Here is a 15,026-nt window from a genome sequence, read left to right as displayed (position 1 = left end):
AAGGATGTAGTTGTGTTTATATCGAATCCCACACCATTGACCCCGGGCTTTATGGTGGTCCATGCCAATTTGCCGGAACAACTGCGCGCCTTGTGTACTGCCTGGATGGCGGCGTATCCGCTGGATGTGTTTGAATCTGAAACCATTCTGGTACAAAGCAACGGTATCGCGCAGTGGCTGAAACTGGCGTTGGCGGCGGAACCCAAGCCTGACGGCAGTGGCGGCCTGGGTATTGCCGCCGGTTTATCGCTGACGATGCCACACCGTTTTGTCTGGCAGCTGTACCGCTGGCTGTTACCCGATCTGCATATTCCACAACACTGTGCTTTTGACAAAGAGCAGCTGCACTGGCGCTTGCTGCGGTTATTGCCTGAATTAGTGCAACAACCCGATTTTGCCACACTGGCTTCATATCTGGCAGACGACACGCAGCAGCGCAAAACCGACCAGCTGGCGCTGAAGCTGGCGGATTTATTTGACCAGTATCAGGTATATCGCGCCGACTGGCTGCTGTTATGGCAACAGCAGCTGGATTTGCTGACGGACGCTCAGGGCCAGCAGCGGCCGTTACCAGAAGATTTCCGCTGGCAAAGTGCCTTGTGGCGCGCCATTCTGGCCGACCTGCAACCTGAGGAGCGCCAGTTTAGCCGTGCTTCTCTGCACAAGACGTTTTTGCAGCGCGCAGCTACATATTCGCAGGTGAAGCGGCCAGTGCAGCTGCCACGCCGCGTGATGTTATTTGGCATCAGCAGCATGTCGCAGCAAAGCCTCGAAGCGCTGGCTGCGATTGCACCTTATACGCAGATTTTGCTGGCCGTGCACAATCCCTGTCAGCATTACTGGGCGGACATTATCGCCGACAAAGATTTGTACCCGCAGTCGCAGGGGGGCCGGACTCGCCAGCAGGTCAAATCCGGTGCGGCCGGTCATCCATTGCTGGCAGCCTGGGGTAAACAGGGACGTGACTATATCCGGCTGCTTGATCAGTTTGACCAGACCGAGCAATTTCGCCAGCTGTTTCGCGGCGAGCGCATTGATCTATTCAGCGACTATGATACGTCGCACTTACTCGGACAATTGCAGCAGGACATACTCGATCTGCGTGATGTACCAGACAGCCGCCAGCACTGGCCGGCGCTGGATCTAACCGCTGCCCGCTCGTTATGTTTCGCCCGTTGTCACAGTGTCGTGCGTGAACTTGAAGTGTTGCATGATGACCTGCTGGCGCAGCTGCAGGCCGACCCGACACTGAACTTCAGTGATTTTATGGTGATGGTGCCGGATATTAACGAATATGCCGCGGCGATTCATGCGGTGTTTGGCCGTTACCGCCGTGACGATGACCGTTATTTGCCGTTTACCATCGCCGATCAGGCCGCTACTGTGCAGCAACCGCTGCTGCAGGCGCTGCATTATCTTCTGAATATCCGCCAGCAGCGCTTTTATGTCAGCGACATCATCGACTTATTACAGGTGCCTGAACTGGCAGCCAAATTTGCGCTGGATGCGCAAGCAGTGGAGCGGCTTAGCAGCTGGTTGACGCAGGCTGGCGCGCATTGGGGGCTGCACAGCGAACAGCGGCAGAGCCTGGGCATTCGCTTTGATTATCAACAATTTAGTCTGATGCATGCTTTAAAACGCATGTTGCTGGGCTACGCCTGTGGCGACGCAGCGTCGCTTTCGGACTTTGGCGCCGATGCGGTTGCACCGCTTAGCGCTGTGCAGGGACTGGAGGCGGAATTTGCCGGTCAGCTGGCATTGTTACTGCAACAGCTGGATGACTGGTGGCAGTTAAGTGCCGGTGCGAAAACGCCTGAACAGTGGTATCAGACCTTATTGCAGCTGCTGGAAGATTTTTTTGCCGCCGATACCGAACAGGGCCTGCTACTGCGCCGTCAGCTCACAGAAGAACTGGTCAGCTGGTTGCAGGCTTGCCAGAACGGTCGGCTCGACACGCCGCTGGCGCTGCCGGTGGTCGCCAGTGCCTGGCTTGGCCAGTTTGAAAAAAACAGCCTGCAGCAGCGCTTTTTATCCGGCGCAGTGAATTTTGCTTCTTTATTACCGATGCGGGCTATTCCATTTCGCCAGGTACATTTACTCGGCATGCAGGATGGTGCTTTCCCGCGCGTGCAGCGGCGGCAGGATTTTGATTTGATGGCGCTGCAGCACAGGCCTGGCGACCGTTCGCGGCGTGACGATGACCGTTACCTATTGCTCGAAGCTTTGTTGTCGGCCCGCGAGCGGCTGCGGATCAGTTGGCTCGGGCGCAGCATTCATGACAACAGCGAACGCGAACCCAGTGTGTTAGTGGCCCAATTACGCGCCCATCTGGCCCGCGGCTGGCGGCTTGCCGATGACAGCGATTTGCTGGCGGCGCTGACCGAAGATTTTCCGTTAAAACCTTACAGCGAGCGTTACCGGCGTGGCGATCTACGCAGCTGGCAGCGTGAGTGGCGCAGTTTTTATCAGCCGGCACCAGAGGTTCAGGACCACAGTCCCTTGCCATTGCAAGTGCCGGAGCAACCGCTGGACCTGACACAGCTGCATGATTTTTTGCGCGATCCGGTGCGCTGTTTTTTTCAGCAGCGGCTGAAAGTGACTTTCCGTGCTGTGGCTGAAACGCAAAGCGACGATGAAGCTTTTGTGCTCGATGCTTTGGCGCACTGGCAGCTGCAGCAGCAAGTGTTTGGCAATCTGGCGCAGCAGCTGCGTGAACAACAGCTTCCCTCCGGTGACGACTGGAGTTTGCTTATCCGTCAGCAGCTGCAACAGGCCGATGCCGCCGGTTTATTGCCGGTTGGTGCGGCCGGGGTCTTGGTCAGCGACGCACTGGTACAGCAACTACCGGAACAATTGCAGCGCTTTAGCAGGCAACTGGCAACAACCTCGGCATTGCCGCGGGATTTCCAATTGCTACGTTATCGTTGTGGCCTGATCTTGCCAGCGCATCACATGGAGGAGCCGGCGGAAGGCGCAGTTGTTGCCACCGTTGTTATTGAATGTACGGTGCAGGACTGGCTCAAACAACTGCGACAAGCGCCGGATGGCAGCCTGTGGCAATTGCATCTGCACAGCGAAGCCTTACAACGCGACGGTGAATGGCGGCTTGGGCCATTGCTATTGCCCTGGCTGATGGCGTTGCTGTCAGCCGCTGCCGGCCAGCCGGTGCGTCAGCATATAGTGGCACCGGATGGCGACTTAGTGTTGCCGCCACTGAACGCCCAAGACGCCGCAGCGCTGTTGCAGCGTTTGCTTGGCCGTTATCTGCAAGGCATGCAACAGCCGCTGCCTTTTGTGCTGAAACTGGCAGGTGCCTGGCTGCAAAGCAAAATGGATGATAAACAGCTGCAAAAACTGCAGCAGATGTACGACGGCACAGGTTTTACCGCGGGTTTGGTGCAGCACAATCCGTATTTGCGCCGTGCCTATGCTGATTTCTCCCTGTTCTGGCACCGCGAATTATCGCCGGCGTTGGCCGAGGATTTATTACAACCGCTGCTGCAGGCTTTAGGTGCAGCGCCGTTGAATGCAGGAGCCGTCTGATGCAGCCACTGAATTTTATGCATCTGCCGTTACAGGGTACTTCGCTGATTGAAGCCAGTGCCGGTACCGGCAAAACTTATACTATTGCTGCACTGTATTTGCGCCTGGTGCTGGGACACGGCCTGACGGCGCCATTGCGGCCGGACGAAATTCTGGTTGTTACTTTTACTGAAGCCGCCACTGCTGAACTCAAAGGCCGGATCCAGCAACGGTTAAGCGATGCTGCACTGGTGTTTGCCGGTGAATTGCCGGCAGAAGACGCGGCGCTTCAAGCCTTGCTGGCGGCTTTTACGCCGGAGCAACACGCAGCATGCGCCCGGCAGCTCGACTTAGCGGCGCAGTGGATGGATGAAGCGGCAGTCGCGACAATTCACGGCTGGGCCAAGCGCATGCTCAGTGAACACGCTTTTGCCTGTGGCAGTCAGTTTGAACACGAGCTGGTGACCGACCAGAGCAGCTTGCAGCAACAAGTGGTGATGGACTACTGGCGCTCAGAAATTTATCCGTTGCCGCTGCCGTTATTTGTGCGTTATCAGCAGAGTTTTGCCAGTCCCGAGCAGTTGTGGCAGGCGTTGTTGCCGCTGTGGCAGGAAGCGCTGGTCGCGCCGTCTTTGCCTTTGGACACGCTGCTGGAGCAGGAAATTACTCAGCGCCGCGAGCAGCTCGCTGCGTTAAAAGCGCCATGGCGTGGCTGGCTGCCGGAACTTGGCGCGCTGATTGAACAGGGCCGGGCGGCGGGTCTTACCAACAACACCAAACTACGCGCCGATTATGTGGCGAAATGGCTACAGGGGCTGACGGATTGGTGTGATAACGCTGAATTGGTTTGGCCTGAGATAGGCAAAGGCCTGGAGCGGCTGACGCCGGACGGCATGGCTGAAGCCTGGAAAAGTGCGCCGCCACAGCACCCGGCTTTTGATGCCATGGCGCGCTTACCACAGGCGTTAACCGATTTGCCTGATGTCAGCTTCACGCTGCGCCTGCATGCGCTGGCGCAGGTGCGTCAGCAGTTTGAGTTATTAAAACAGCAACGCGCTGAGCTTGGTTTTGATGATTTACTCAGCCAGCTTGATAACGCTTTGCAAGGCGACAATGGCGACGCGCTGGCGGCGATTATCCGTCAGCAATTCCCGTTAGCGCTGATTGACGAATTTCAGGACACAGATCCGCTGCAGTGGCGTATTTTCAGCCGGATTTATCAGCCAGAAGCACAGCGCGATGATTGTGGTTTATTGCTGATTGGCGACCCGAAACAGGCGATTTATGGTTTTCGTGGCGCTGATATTTACACTTATCTCGCCGCCAAACAGCAAACACAAGGCCGGCATTTTTCGCTCGGTACTAACTTTCGTTCCACTGCAGCTATGGTCGAATCGGTCAATCAGTTGTTCCAGCAAGCCGAACAGCGCGACAGTGGTAAAGGCGCGTTTTTATTCCGCGACCAGCCGGATTTACTGCCGTTTTTGCCAGTCAACGCCAAAGGCCGGGCTGAGCAGCTGGTGCTGGATGCAAAGCCGTTGCCGGCGCTGCAATGGCTCGTGCTCGACAGCAGCGAAAAACCACTCAGTAAAGCCGCGTATTTGAGTCAAAGTGCCCGCTACTGCGCCTGGCAAATCGTCAGTTTATTGCAGGCGGCCCGCGAGCAGCGCTGTGGTTTTTTAGCGCCGGACGGTGTCTTGACCCCGCTGCAGCCTGCCGATATTGCCGTGCTGGTGAACAATCAGCAGGAAGCGGATGTTATTCGCGCGGAATTGGCGGCGCTCGACGTGCGGGCCGTGTATTTGTCGGACAAAGGCTCGGTGTTTGACAGTGTACTCGCCGGCGAATTGTATTTATGGCTGAGCGCCTGCGCTGAACCCCGCCATGTCGGCAAACTCAGAGCGGCATTGGCGACCCCGGCGATGGGCTGGACTTATACGCAATTGCTGGCGCTACAACAGGATGACTGGGCGCTGGAGCAAATGCAGCTGCGGTTTATCGGCTATCAACAAATCTGGCGTAGTCAGGGCGTGCTGGCGCTGGTGCATCGCTTGCTGCAAGACTTTGCATTGGTGCAGCAACTGGCGCGCCGGCCTGATGCCGAGCGTCAGCTCACTGATTTATTCCATTTGGCGGAACTGCTGCAGCAAGCGGCCCGTCAGCTCGATGGCGAAGCGGCATTGCTGCGCTATCTGCAACATCATTTGCAGGGCGAGGGTGAATTAGGCGCCGATGCACTGAAACTGCGGCTGGAATCCGATGAAGCTTTACTGAAAATTGTCACTATCCACAAATCCAAAGGCCTGGAATACCCGCTGGTATTTTTGCCGTTTTTACTGGCCGCGCGGGAGCTGGATTCGAAAAAACTGCCTTATAGCTGGCACCGGCCCGATGGCACCCGCGAGCTCGCGACCCGGTTTGACGAGCAAAGTTTTGCCCGGGCAGAGCAGGAGCGGCTTGGTGAAGATCTGCGAAAACTTTATGTAGCGCTGACACGGGCGCGCCACGGCTGCGTGGTCACATTGGCGCCGCTGAAAGAGCGCAGTGCGCTAGGTTACCTGCTGTGCGCGGACGGCGTGCTGGCGCCACAAACACAGTGGCTGCCTGAGACGCTAACTGCTGCGCCAGCTTTTGGGCTTGGTACTTTACAGACTGAAGCGCCGCCGCGATATATCGCTGCTTCGCAGCAAAACGCGGCTGCGGATGGATTTGAGTTGCAGGGCATAGCGCCAAGGCCGGCCTGGGTCATCAGCAGCTACAGCGCGCTGGCAGCGCCCGGCACTCAGGCAACTCATCCGCAAACAAATAGCCAGCAAGTCAGTAACTCACCAACCAGCAGCCCGGATGACAGCGCCAGTGGCGGTAAAATTGCTGAGTTGATGGTGGGGGCTGCTGAGGCGACTGCCTTTAGCCCAAGTACAGATCAAACCGGCTTTGCCCAACAATTTGTCCGCGGCGCGGGTCCCGGTACTTTTTTACACGCGCAGCTGGAATGGGCCGCAGCGCAGGGCTTTGCTACTGTTGTCGCCGAGCCGGCATTGTTGCTGGAGCAACTCGTCGCTGCGGCAGCGCAGGAGGGATTGATCCGACGCCAGCATGATGGCCGCTGGCAGCGGCTGATGCTGCAAAGTGACAAAGAGCAGCCGGTGTTATTTGCCGATGCGGCACAGGCTGTGGCGGAGCTCGCAAGCTGGTTAATGACGCTGTTGCAACAACCATTACCGGTTGCAGAAAATGCGTCGCTGGCGACAGTGCCGGCTTGTATCGCCGAACTGGAGTTTCTGCTGCCGGCAGCGCGGGTGGATATCCGCTTGCTGGACGCTTTAGTGCAGCAGCAGTTATGGCCTGGTATGGCACGGCCTGAACTGCAGCCGCGGCTGCTGAACGGCATGTTAAAAGGCTTTATCGACCTGACGCTGTTTGATGGTGAGCGTTATTATGTCGCTGATTTTAAAAGTAACTATCGCGAAGATGGCCGCTACTATGCCAAAGAGCTGCAACAGATGATGCTCGAAGCGCGTTACGATTTACAGGCCGCTCTATACGGCCTGGCGCTGCACCGCTTATTGTCGGCCCGTCTTGTGGGCTACGAACCGGCGCAGCATATAGGCCCGGCTCTGTATTGGTTTTTACGCGGCAGTGCTGTACCACAAGAGCAGGGCCAAGGGGTGCTGGCAGTGCCCTTTGCTGCCGAATTTATCCACGCTTTGGATGCATTGTTTCTTGGCGACACCAAGCCGGCACGCCTGTTACTGCAAGGCTCAGATCTTCACACCGGTGTCAGTGCTGCAGAGGGAGTTGGCTGATGTTACTGCGTTTTTCTGCTGAATTTGAATTACAGCTGAGCTTGTGGCAACAGGCAAAGTTACTGCGACCGCTTGATGTCGCGCTGCTGCGGGCTTTACCGCAGGCAGCGACTTTACCTGAGCCGCTGCTGCTGTACCTGATGCTGGCAAGCAGCCAGCTGGCGCAAGGCCACTTGTGTTTAGACTTACAAAGCGCAGCTACTGAGCCTTTGCAACTATTGCCGTTGGCGCTGCGGGAGCGCCGTCAGAGTCAGTTGCTGCTGCAGTTCTGCTTTGAGCATCCGCCAAGTCAGGTTGCTGCTGCGCTGGCGCAGTATCCAGCATTAATTGCCAACGATACTTGTGCAGGCGAGCAGCCTTTTGTACTGAAAGGCCAGCGCCTCTATTTACGCCGTTATGCACAGGACGAAGCCGTCATCGCTGATTTTATCGCCAGCCGGCGCGAGGCCGATAAGGCTTTGCGCCAGCAACTTGACCCTGGCAGTGTGCGCCAGATGTTGGCGATGCTGTTTCCAGCTTCAAACGATGACATCGACTGGCAGCAACAAGCCTGTGCTTTGGCTGCCAGTAGTTATTTTGCGGTGATCACCGGTGGCCCCGGCACCGGCAAAACCACCACAGTGCTGAAATTACTGCTGTTGTTGTTGCAACAAGCGGCTGATGGCTTACACATAGTGCTGGCGGCGCCGACCGGTAAAGCTGCCGCGCGCTTAACAGAGTCACTTGCACAGTCCAGGCCAAAGCTTGCGGCCGCGTTGCCGCAACTGGCCAATCTTTTGCCGCAGTTGCCGCAGCGCGCCCAGACTGTCCACCGCTTGCTCGCGCCCAAACCGGATGGCAGTGGCTTTCGGTATCACGCCGGTCAGCCGCTGCCGGCTGATGTGGTGATTGTCGATGAAGCCTCAATGCTTGACGTCAGTTTATTTGCCGCGCTGGTGCGCGCTTTGCCGCCGCAATGCCGGCTGATCTTACTCGGCGACAAAGACCAGCTGGCATCGGTTGAAGCCGGCGCTGTGCTGGCTGAGATTTGCCGTCATGCCGAAGCTGGCGGATACAGCGCAGACAGCGCACAGTGGCTCGAGGCGTTAACCTCTCAGGTATTGCCGCCGGCATTCCTCTCGTCCCGGCCAGACCCACTGGATCAGCAGGTGGTGATGCTGCGTCACAGCCATCGTTTTGGCGCCGACAGCGGCATTGGTCAGCTGGCGCGGGCAGTAAATAACGGCGCCCCTCAGACACTGCCGTGGTTACAACAATTATCCGCCAACGTAGACCAACAACATGATGTCGCAGTGCAGCTGCTGAGCACGCAGCAGCCTGGCCCCGGCGTTTGTGCCAGCCTCAGGCCATGGCTGAACCCATACCTGGATTTATTGCAAATACCGGTTGACGCAGCAGAAGCCGACCAGCAGGCGCTGTTGCTACATCAGCAGCTGACACAAGTTCAGCTGCTGTGCGCAGTGCGGCAAGGGCCGGCCGGCGTGGAGACGATGAATCAGGCGCTGGAGCAGTATCTGGCCCAGCAGCATCTCATTAAGCGGCAAGGCGGCTGGTACCATGGCCGGCCTGTGATAGTGCTGCAAAATGATTACAGCACAGGTCTGATGAATGGCGATATCGGCATTTGTCTGTCGGTACAAGGTGCTGCTCAGAGCGGGCAGACTGAACTACGCGTGGCGTTTTTGCAGCCCGATGAGCAACAGGGTTATAAAGTCCGCTGGTTTTTACCGGGCAGGTTGCCGCCGCTGGAAAGCGCGTTTGCCCTGACGGTGCATAAATCACAAGGTTCGGAATTTCAGCATGCCATTTTGCTGTTGCCACCCAGCGACAGCCCGGTGCTGACGCGTGAACTGATTTATACCGCCATCACCCGGGCGAAAAGCCGCTTCAGTTTATATCTGACCGACTGGCAGGTACTCGGCGCGGCTATTGGGCGCCAAATTGTCCGCAATGGTGGTTTACGGCTGGATTAGCGGCGTAGGAGCGCTGCCATCGGCTGCCAATAAATCACTGTGTTGCATCTGCGTACAAAACCACTGGATAAACTGATTAATCTGTTGCTGCTGCTGGCCACCGGGCCGGTAGTGCAGCTGATATTGGCCCCAGGGTAGCTGATACCGCCACTGCAGCAGTGCTTTTAGCGTCCCGGCGCGCACCGCATCACCGGCGATCCAGCTGTTGCTGAGCGCAATGCCTTCACCACTGCTGACAGCTTTGGTCGCCAATAATGCCAGACTCACTTGCCGTTGCTGCAGTGTTGCCGGGGCACTCAGCTGCATCTGCTGACGCCACAGTTGCCAGTCCTGGCCTTGTTCTGAGCTGTACAGCACAACCTGAAACACCGACGCCGGGTCCTGCAAATCAAGCTGCTGATACTGCGCCGGGCTACAGACCGGAAACCACCATTCTGGCCTGAGCGCGACTGTGGCAAAACCAGACGGGCAGGGCCAGGTGCCGAGAATTAAATCAAATTGGCCCGCGTCCAGACTGGCGGCGTTGGATTCCATGTGTAACAGCGTTTCGATATGTGGAAAAGCGCTGCGAAAGGCGTTGAGCCGCGGCGCCAGAAATTCCACCGCAATTGAGGTCTGCGCTGCAATGGCCAGACGCCGGCCTGGTTGCTGCACTAAATGCTGACAAACCGAACGCATGCGGAAAAAACTTTCCTGTAATACCGAGAACAAAGTAGCTCCTTGTTCAGTCAGCGCCAGCGGTTGCTGTTTGCGGTTAATCAACACGCAGCCGAGTTGTTGTTCCAGCAGCCGGACCTGGTGTGAAATCGCACTCTGGCTGACATACAGCTCCTGAGCGGCGGCGCTAAAGCTATGTAAGCGCGCGGTGGCTTCAAAGGCCTGCAGCGCTTTGAGTGGTGGCAGTGCTTGCATTGGTATGAATCCAGCTCATGGTGTGGTGAAATCATATCATTTAAATTCATGTTGTGCGCTTGGCATACTGACAATCACGAAGCGGTTTTATTGAATTTTCCAAAGGAGTTTTTGTAAATGTCGCAAGCATCGATACCAAATGCCAGCCTTCAGATTGGCGGCGCCGACCCGGCACAGGTGTTAGCAAGTCTGACCGATATGCGCGCAGGCGTCAGCCCCATTGCGTTACCGGAATATCAGGCCAGGATGCAGCGCGCCTGTGCGCTGATGCGGGAGCAAAATATCGCGGCCTTGTATTTAAATGCCGGCAGCAGTTTGTTGTATTTTACCGGCACCGCCTGGTACGCCAGCGAACGGCTGGTCGGCGCCATTCTAACCGCAGACGGCGTGCTGAAATACATAGCTCCCGTATTTGAGATTGGGACATTGTCGGAGTACCAGCAAATCAAAGCCGAAGTGGTCGGCTGGGAAGAAGACGAAAACCCTTATCAGTTACTGCTCGCGACCTTAGCTAATTTGGGTGTAGCCGCAGATGCGAGGGTTGGCCTTGATGAAAGCTGTGCCTTTTTTATTGTTGATGCACTGCAGCAACTCGCGCCATCCATGCAGTTTATTAATGCCGCCGCAGTAACGGCTGCGTGCCGGCGGCAGAAATCCGCAGCGGAGATTGCCATTATGCAGCGGGCGATGGACATGACGCTGACGGTGCACCAGGCGGTGGCACAAATTTTAAAACCCGGCATCAGCACGCTGGAAGTCGAAGCTTTTATCAACGAAGCACACCGCCGCGTTGGCGCCACGGGCTCGTATTTTTGTATTGTGCTGTTTGGTGAAGCCACAGCATACCCGCATGGTGTCAAAGATCCGCAGTATCTGCAGCGCGGCGATATGGTGCTGATCGATACCGGTTGCCGGCTGCATCACTATGTTTCCGACATTACACGCAGTTATGTGTTTGGCGAGCCAAGCGAGCGCCAGCGCGAAATCTGGAACCTGGAAAAACAAGCGCAGGCGGCGGCTTTTGCCGCAGCTCAGCCCGGAGTGCCTTGTGGTGCGGTTGACGATGCAGCCCGTGCTGTACTCACTGCTGCGGGTTTAGGCCCGGACTACCGGCTGCCAGGGCTGCCGCACCGCACCGGTCATGGCATAGGCCTAGACATCCACGAGTGGCCTTATCTGGTGCGGGGTAATACACTGCCGCTGGCCGAGGGCATGTGTTTTTCTAATGAACCGATGATTTGTATTCCGGGCGAATTTGGCGTGCGGTTGGAGGATCATTTTTACATGACGCAAAGCGGGCCGCGCTGGTTCACTGAACCGGCATTTTCCGTCACAGATCCGTTTGGCTGGCAGCAGGCTTAACAGCTTCAGCAGAGAAAGGCCGGAAAGTAGTTGGACGGACAGGGAAAAGTCCGGATAATAACCACCAGTTTCAGTATTGATTGGAGTCAACATGGATTGGTGGTTGTTAATTCAGGCCTTTATTCTCGGTATCGTCGAAGGTCTGACCGAATTTTTGCCGGTCTCCAGTACCGGCCATTTAATTGTCGTCGGCGATTTAATCGGTTTTCACAATGATGGCCGCGTGTTTGAAATCGCCATTCAGCTCGGCGCTATTCTGGCCATAGTGTTTGAATACCGGCAGCGTTTTATCGGCGTCGCGACCGGCATCGTCAGCGAACCCAAAGCGCAGCGTTTTGTGCTGAATCTGCTGGTGGCTTTTTTACCCGCCGCCATTATCGGTCTGATGTTTATCAAAACTATCAAGTATTACCTGTTTAACCCGGTGTCGGTTGCCATCATGCTGATTGTCGGTGGCCTGATTATCCTCTGGGCTGAACGGCGTACTCATCAGGTGCGGGTACATGATGTTGACGATATGAGTCTGCTGGATGCGTTTAAAGTCGGCTGCGCTCAGGTTGTGGCGATGATCCCGGGGACTTCGCGTTCCGGCGCCACTATTATCGGTGGGTTGTTTATTGGCCTGGACCGTAAAGTTGCCGCCGAATTTTCGTTTTTCCTCGCGGTACCAACGATGTTTGCTGCGACTTTCTATGACATTTATAAACACCGTGATTTATTGCATCTGGACGACGCACCTATGTTTGCCGTCGGTTTTGTCACAGCTTTTATCAGCGCATTACTGGCGGTTCGGACTTTGGTTCGTTATGTTGCAAATCATAGTTATGAGATTTTCGCCTGGTACCGCATAGCATTTGGTGGCTTGATTTTATTGTCCTGGCAGCAGGGATGGGTAAACTGGGAACTGCCGTCTTAAGTGCCGCTATAAAAAAGCCTGACAGACAAAAAAGCCGCCCCAATTCGTCGCAACGAGAGGGCGGCTTTTTTATTTATGCTTTGGCTAATCAGGTTTTTAACTTCAGCATTTCAAAGAAATGTGCCCGGGTCTTTTTCGAGAAGAAGATAAAGAAAAACGAAGCATAGGCATAAGAAATCAGTGTGGCCCAGGCCGCACCTTCAATGCCCATGCGCGGAATCAGCAGAAAGTTCAGACCGACGTTTAATACGGCGCCGACCAGATTGCTGGATAAACTCAGTGGCTCCATCCCCGCAATGATCAGATGCTGGCTGATTAACGCCCGCACAAACACAAAACAACCGGCCCAGACATGGATTTGCAGCACCGGGGTTGAGGCCGTGAAATTCGCGCCATAGGCCAGTAACATGATCCAGTAGGCGCAGATCGTCATCATGACTGCAATAGCGGTCGCCAGCAGGAAAAACTGCAGGCCACGCCGGCGCAAAATAAGCAGATATCCGGTCCAGCTCTGCTCAAAGGCTTTTAACATGTCCGGGTAATAACGGGCCGCTAAAGTAGTTGGGATCACGTACCAAAGCTCTGAGATCCGCGCCACTGCGGTGTATTGGCCGGTAGCCGCATCCCCCAGCATACTGGCAATCATCACCGTATCTATCTTCAGATAAATCACCGAAATAATGCCCGACAGCCAGAGCCAGGAAGAGCGTTGTAATAGTTGTCTGGCGGTCGGCCAGTCAAAAAACTGCCAGTGCCAGCGTGGGGAATCGGCGGCATAACGACGATACCAATAATATTGCAAAGCACCGGTCAGTAAGAATTCTACACCGACAATAAACAGCAAAAAGCTCACGCCGGCGCCATTTAACAACCCGACGACCCGGGCCGTCAGTGTCAGTGCCGATACGATAATTTTACCCAGGGCTACTGCGCGGAAATGGCCCAGATAGTTCTGTTGGTATTCAAACAGAATCAATGCAAAAAAGGTCTGTAGCAGAAACAATGTAGAGATTTGCCAGGGCGCACTGGCGAAGTACTGCGGAAAAAACCAGGCGAAACCAAGAGTCATTAGCCCGCCCATCACAACGCCGGCAATAACACGCAGCCAGACGGCGGTTTGCAGAAATTGCGTGGCCTTGACGGGGTCGTCCTGACTACTTGCCAACTTCTGCACCAGATTATTCATGCCAAGATTGGTCAGTGGTGCCAGAAATGCCACCCAAACCATGACAAAACCATAAACACCCAGTGCGGCGTCACCCAGCATTCTGGCAACCATAAAGGTCACAACTGCGCCGGCGCCTAACCGGAAAAAGCGTTCAATCAATAAGATGATTGAACGCGCGGCTAATAATTTACGGATTTTGTTTAGCACGTTGTCTGGCTTTATAACGTTTGATGGCACGGGTGATCCGCCAGATGTATTGCAATGACAGCGAGTACAGTGCAAAAATCAGCAGGAATAACAGCAACATAATGAGGTCTGGCACCATCAGATACTCACCGACCACACCGATAGTGGCAAGCATCGCCGCCAGTGTGGTGATGACCACCAACGCCTGACGTGAATTGAGGCCAAGCCGCAAAAAGATATGATGCAAATGTTCGCGGTCAGCCATAAATGGCGATTGCCCTTTGCGGATGCGGCGGATCATGATCGCCACCATATCCATCAGCGGTACCGCAATCACCCATAACGCTGTGACAGGTCTGAAGCTGGCGCTGTCGCTTTGACTGCCGATGATCAGTAGCCAAATCACCGACAGACCGATTAGCATACTGCCGGCATCGCCCATAAAGATTTTGCCTTTGCCTTTGCCGACTAAATCGAGGTTAAACATCAGATAAGGAATGAGCGCAAACACCAGCACCATCGGTAACACTGCGTGTTCCAGCTGACCGCCGATGCCCATCATCAGTGTCAGCGAAACAAAACTAACACCGCTCAGCATGCCGGCCAGACCGTCGATGCCATCAATCATGTTAAAAGCGTTGATGGCGGCGATGACCGCTATCACAGTAAAAGGAATGCCGATATAACCGAGACTGACGGCGCCAAGGCCAAATAAATCACCCAAATCGGCGACATACAGCTTGAGGCCGTACATCATCACCAGCGCAATGAGCACCTGCGCAACCAGCCGTAATTTCACACTTAAATCGAGGAAATCGTCGAACACACCCAGTATGACGATAGTGCCGCCGCACAGCAGGTAATACCAATGGGTGTCGCCCGGCAGACCAAAATAACTTAAGGTCAGCGCCACACCGGTGAAGACTGAAATACCGCCAATCAGCGGGATAGCGCCGACATGCTGTTTGCGGCCATGAGGTTTGTCGACCAGACCAATCCGGTTGGCGACCGGGATCAGGATAAAAATGGCCAAGAGGGTTAACACAAATGTGGTGATAAATAACACCATATGTTCGCGCATAAGCAGATCCCGCAATGACATTGTTGTTCTTGTTTTGTTATCGGGCGATTATAGGCGAACAACCGGATGCTTACTATCAGGGGTATGTGAAATCAGCAGC

The 15,026-nt window shown here is 55.4% G+C and carries 8 protein-coding genes; 5 read left to right on the top strand and 3 right to left on the bottom strand.

Annotated elements, in window-relative coordinates; genetic code table 11:
* The first annotated feature begins 12 nt into the window (after positions 1–12).
* The 3 genes from recC to recD are packed head-to-tail and all read left to right on the top strand — an operon-like array spanning position 13 to position 9,301.
* On the top strand, positions 13–3,543 hold the full coding sequence (gene recC / locus Q399_RS0117855) for an exodeoxyribonuclease V subunit gamma (RefSeq protein WP_157836342.1): 3,531 nt from the start codon (positions 13–15) through the stop codon (positions 3,541–3,543).
* A complete protein-coding gene (gene recB / locus Q399_RS0117850; protein ID WP_051686155.1) occupies positions 3,543–7,328 on the top strand; it encodes an exodeoxyribonuclease V subunit beta in 3,786 nt (1,261 codons plus the stop codon). The genes recC and recB overlap by 1 nt, the downstream gene beginning before the upstream one ends.
* Entirely contained in the window at positions 7,328–9,301 is a 1,974-nt protein-coding gene (gene recD, locus Q399_RS0117845; protein ID WP_031570899.1) for an exodeoxyribonuclease V subunit alpha, read from the top strand. Before recB ends, recD begins: the two co-directional genes overlap by 1 nt.
* Here recD and Q399_RS0117840 read toward each other — a convergent pair.
* A complete protein-coding gene (locus tag Q399_RS0117840; protein ID WP_051686154.1) occupies positions 9,287–10,213 on the bottom strand; it encodes a LysR substrate-binding domain-containing protein in 927 nt (308 codons plus the stop codon). The two genes, recD and Q399_RS0117840, sit on opposite strands and share 15 nt — an antisense overlap.
* 117 nt (positions 10,214–10,330) lie before the next feature.
* Here Q399_RS0117840 and Q399_RS0117835 point away from each other — a divergent pair, with 117 nt between their 5' ends.
* Both Q399_RS0117835 and Q399_RS0117830 read left to right on the top strand, forming a co-directional pair.
* A complete protein-coding gene (locus Q399_RS0117835; RefSeq protein WP_031570895.1) occupies positions 10,331–11,575 on the top strand; it encodes a M24 family metallopeptidase in 1,245 nt (414 codons plus the stop codon).
* A gap of 91 nt (positions 11,576–11,666) precedes the next feature.
* A complete protein-coding gene (locus Q399_RS0117830; RefSeq protein ID WP_031570893.1) occupies positions 11,667–12,491 on the top strand; it encodes an undecaprenyl-diphosphate phosphatase in 825 nt (274 codons plus the stop codon).
* A gap of 88 nt (positions 12,492–12,579) precedes the next feature.
* Here the strand turns inward: Q399_RS0117830 and Q399_RS0117825 are convergent, their stop codons facing one another.
* Positions 12,580–13,896: a flippase gene (locus tag Q399_RS0117825; protein ID WP_245612927.1), complete on the bottom strand. Its 1,317-nt coding sequence runs from the start codon at positions 13,894–13,896 to the stop codon at positions 12,580–12,582.
* Positions 13,847–14,926, bottom strand: a complete 1,080-nt coding sequence (gene wecA, locus Q399_RS0117820; RefSeq protein WP_031570889.1) for a UDP-N-acetylglucosamine--undecaprenyl-phosphate N-acetylglucosaminephosphotransferase — start codon at positions 14,924–14,926, stop codon at positions 13,847–13,849. The genes Q399_RS0117825 and wecA overlap by 50 nt, the downstream gene beginning before the upstream one ends.
* Positions 14,927–15,026 lie beyond the last annotated feature (100 nt).

It is taken from the genome of Rheinheimera texasensis DSM 17496 (genome assembly GCF_000711985.1).
Classification (GTDB): domain Bacteria; phylum Pseudomonadota; class Gammaproteobacteria; order Enterobacterales; family Alteromonadaceae; genus Pararheinheimera; species Pararheinheimera texasensis.
Note: the sequence above shows the minus strand (reverse complement) of the source record. Positions and strands in the feature narration are given on the sequence as shown.

What these genes read in the sequence shown, in the direction of transcription:
- Q399_RS0117840 (WP_051686154.1), bottom strand. Translation starts at nt 10,213, where the DNA reads ATGCAAGCACTGCCACCACTCAAAGCGCTGCAGGCCTTTGAAGCCACC.
- Q399_RS0117830 (WP_031570893.1), top strand. Translation starts at nt 11,667, where the DNA reads ATGGATTGGTGGTTGTTAATTCAGGCCTTTATTCTCGGTATCGTCGAA.
- wecA (WP_031570889.1), bottom strand. Translation starts at nt 14,926, where the DNA reads ATGCGCGAACATATGGTGTTATTTATCACCACATTTGTGTTAACCCTC.
- recB (WP_051686155.1), top strand. Translation starts at nt 3,543, where the DNA reads ATGCAGCCACTGAATTTTATGCATCTGCCGTTACAGGGTACTTCGCTG.
- recD (WP_031570899.1), top strand. Translation starts at nt 7,328, where the DNA reads ATGTTACTGCGTTTTTCTGCTGAATTTGAATTACAGCTGAGCTTGTGG.
- Q399_RS0117835 (WP_031570895.1), top strand. Translation starts at nt 10,331, where the DNA reads ATGTCGCAAGCATCGATACCAAATGCCAGCCTTCAGATTGGCGGCGCC.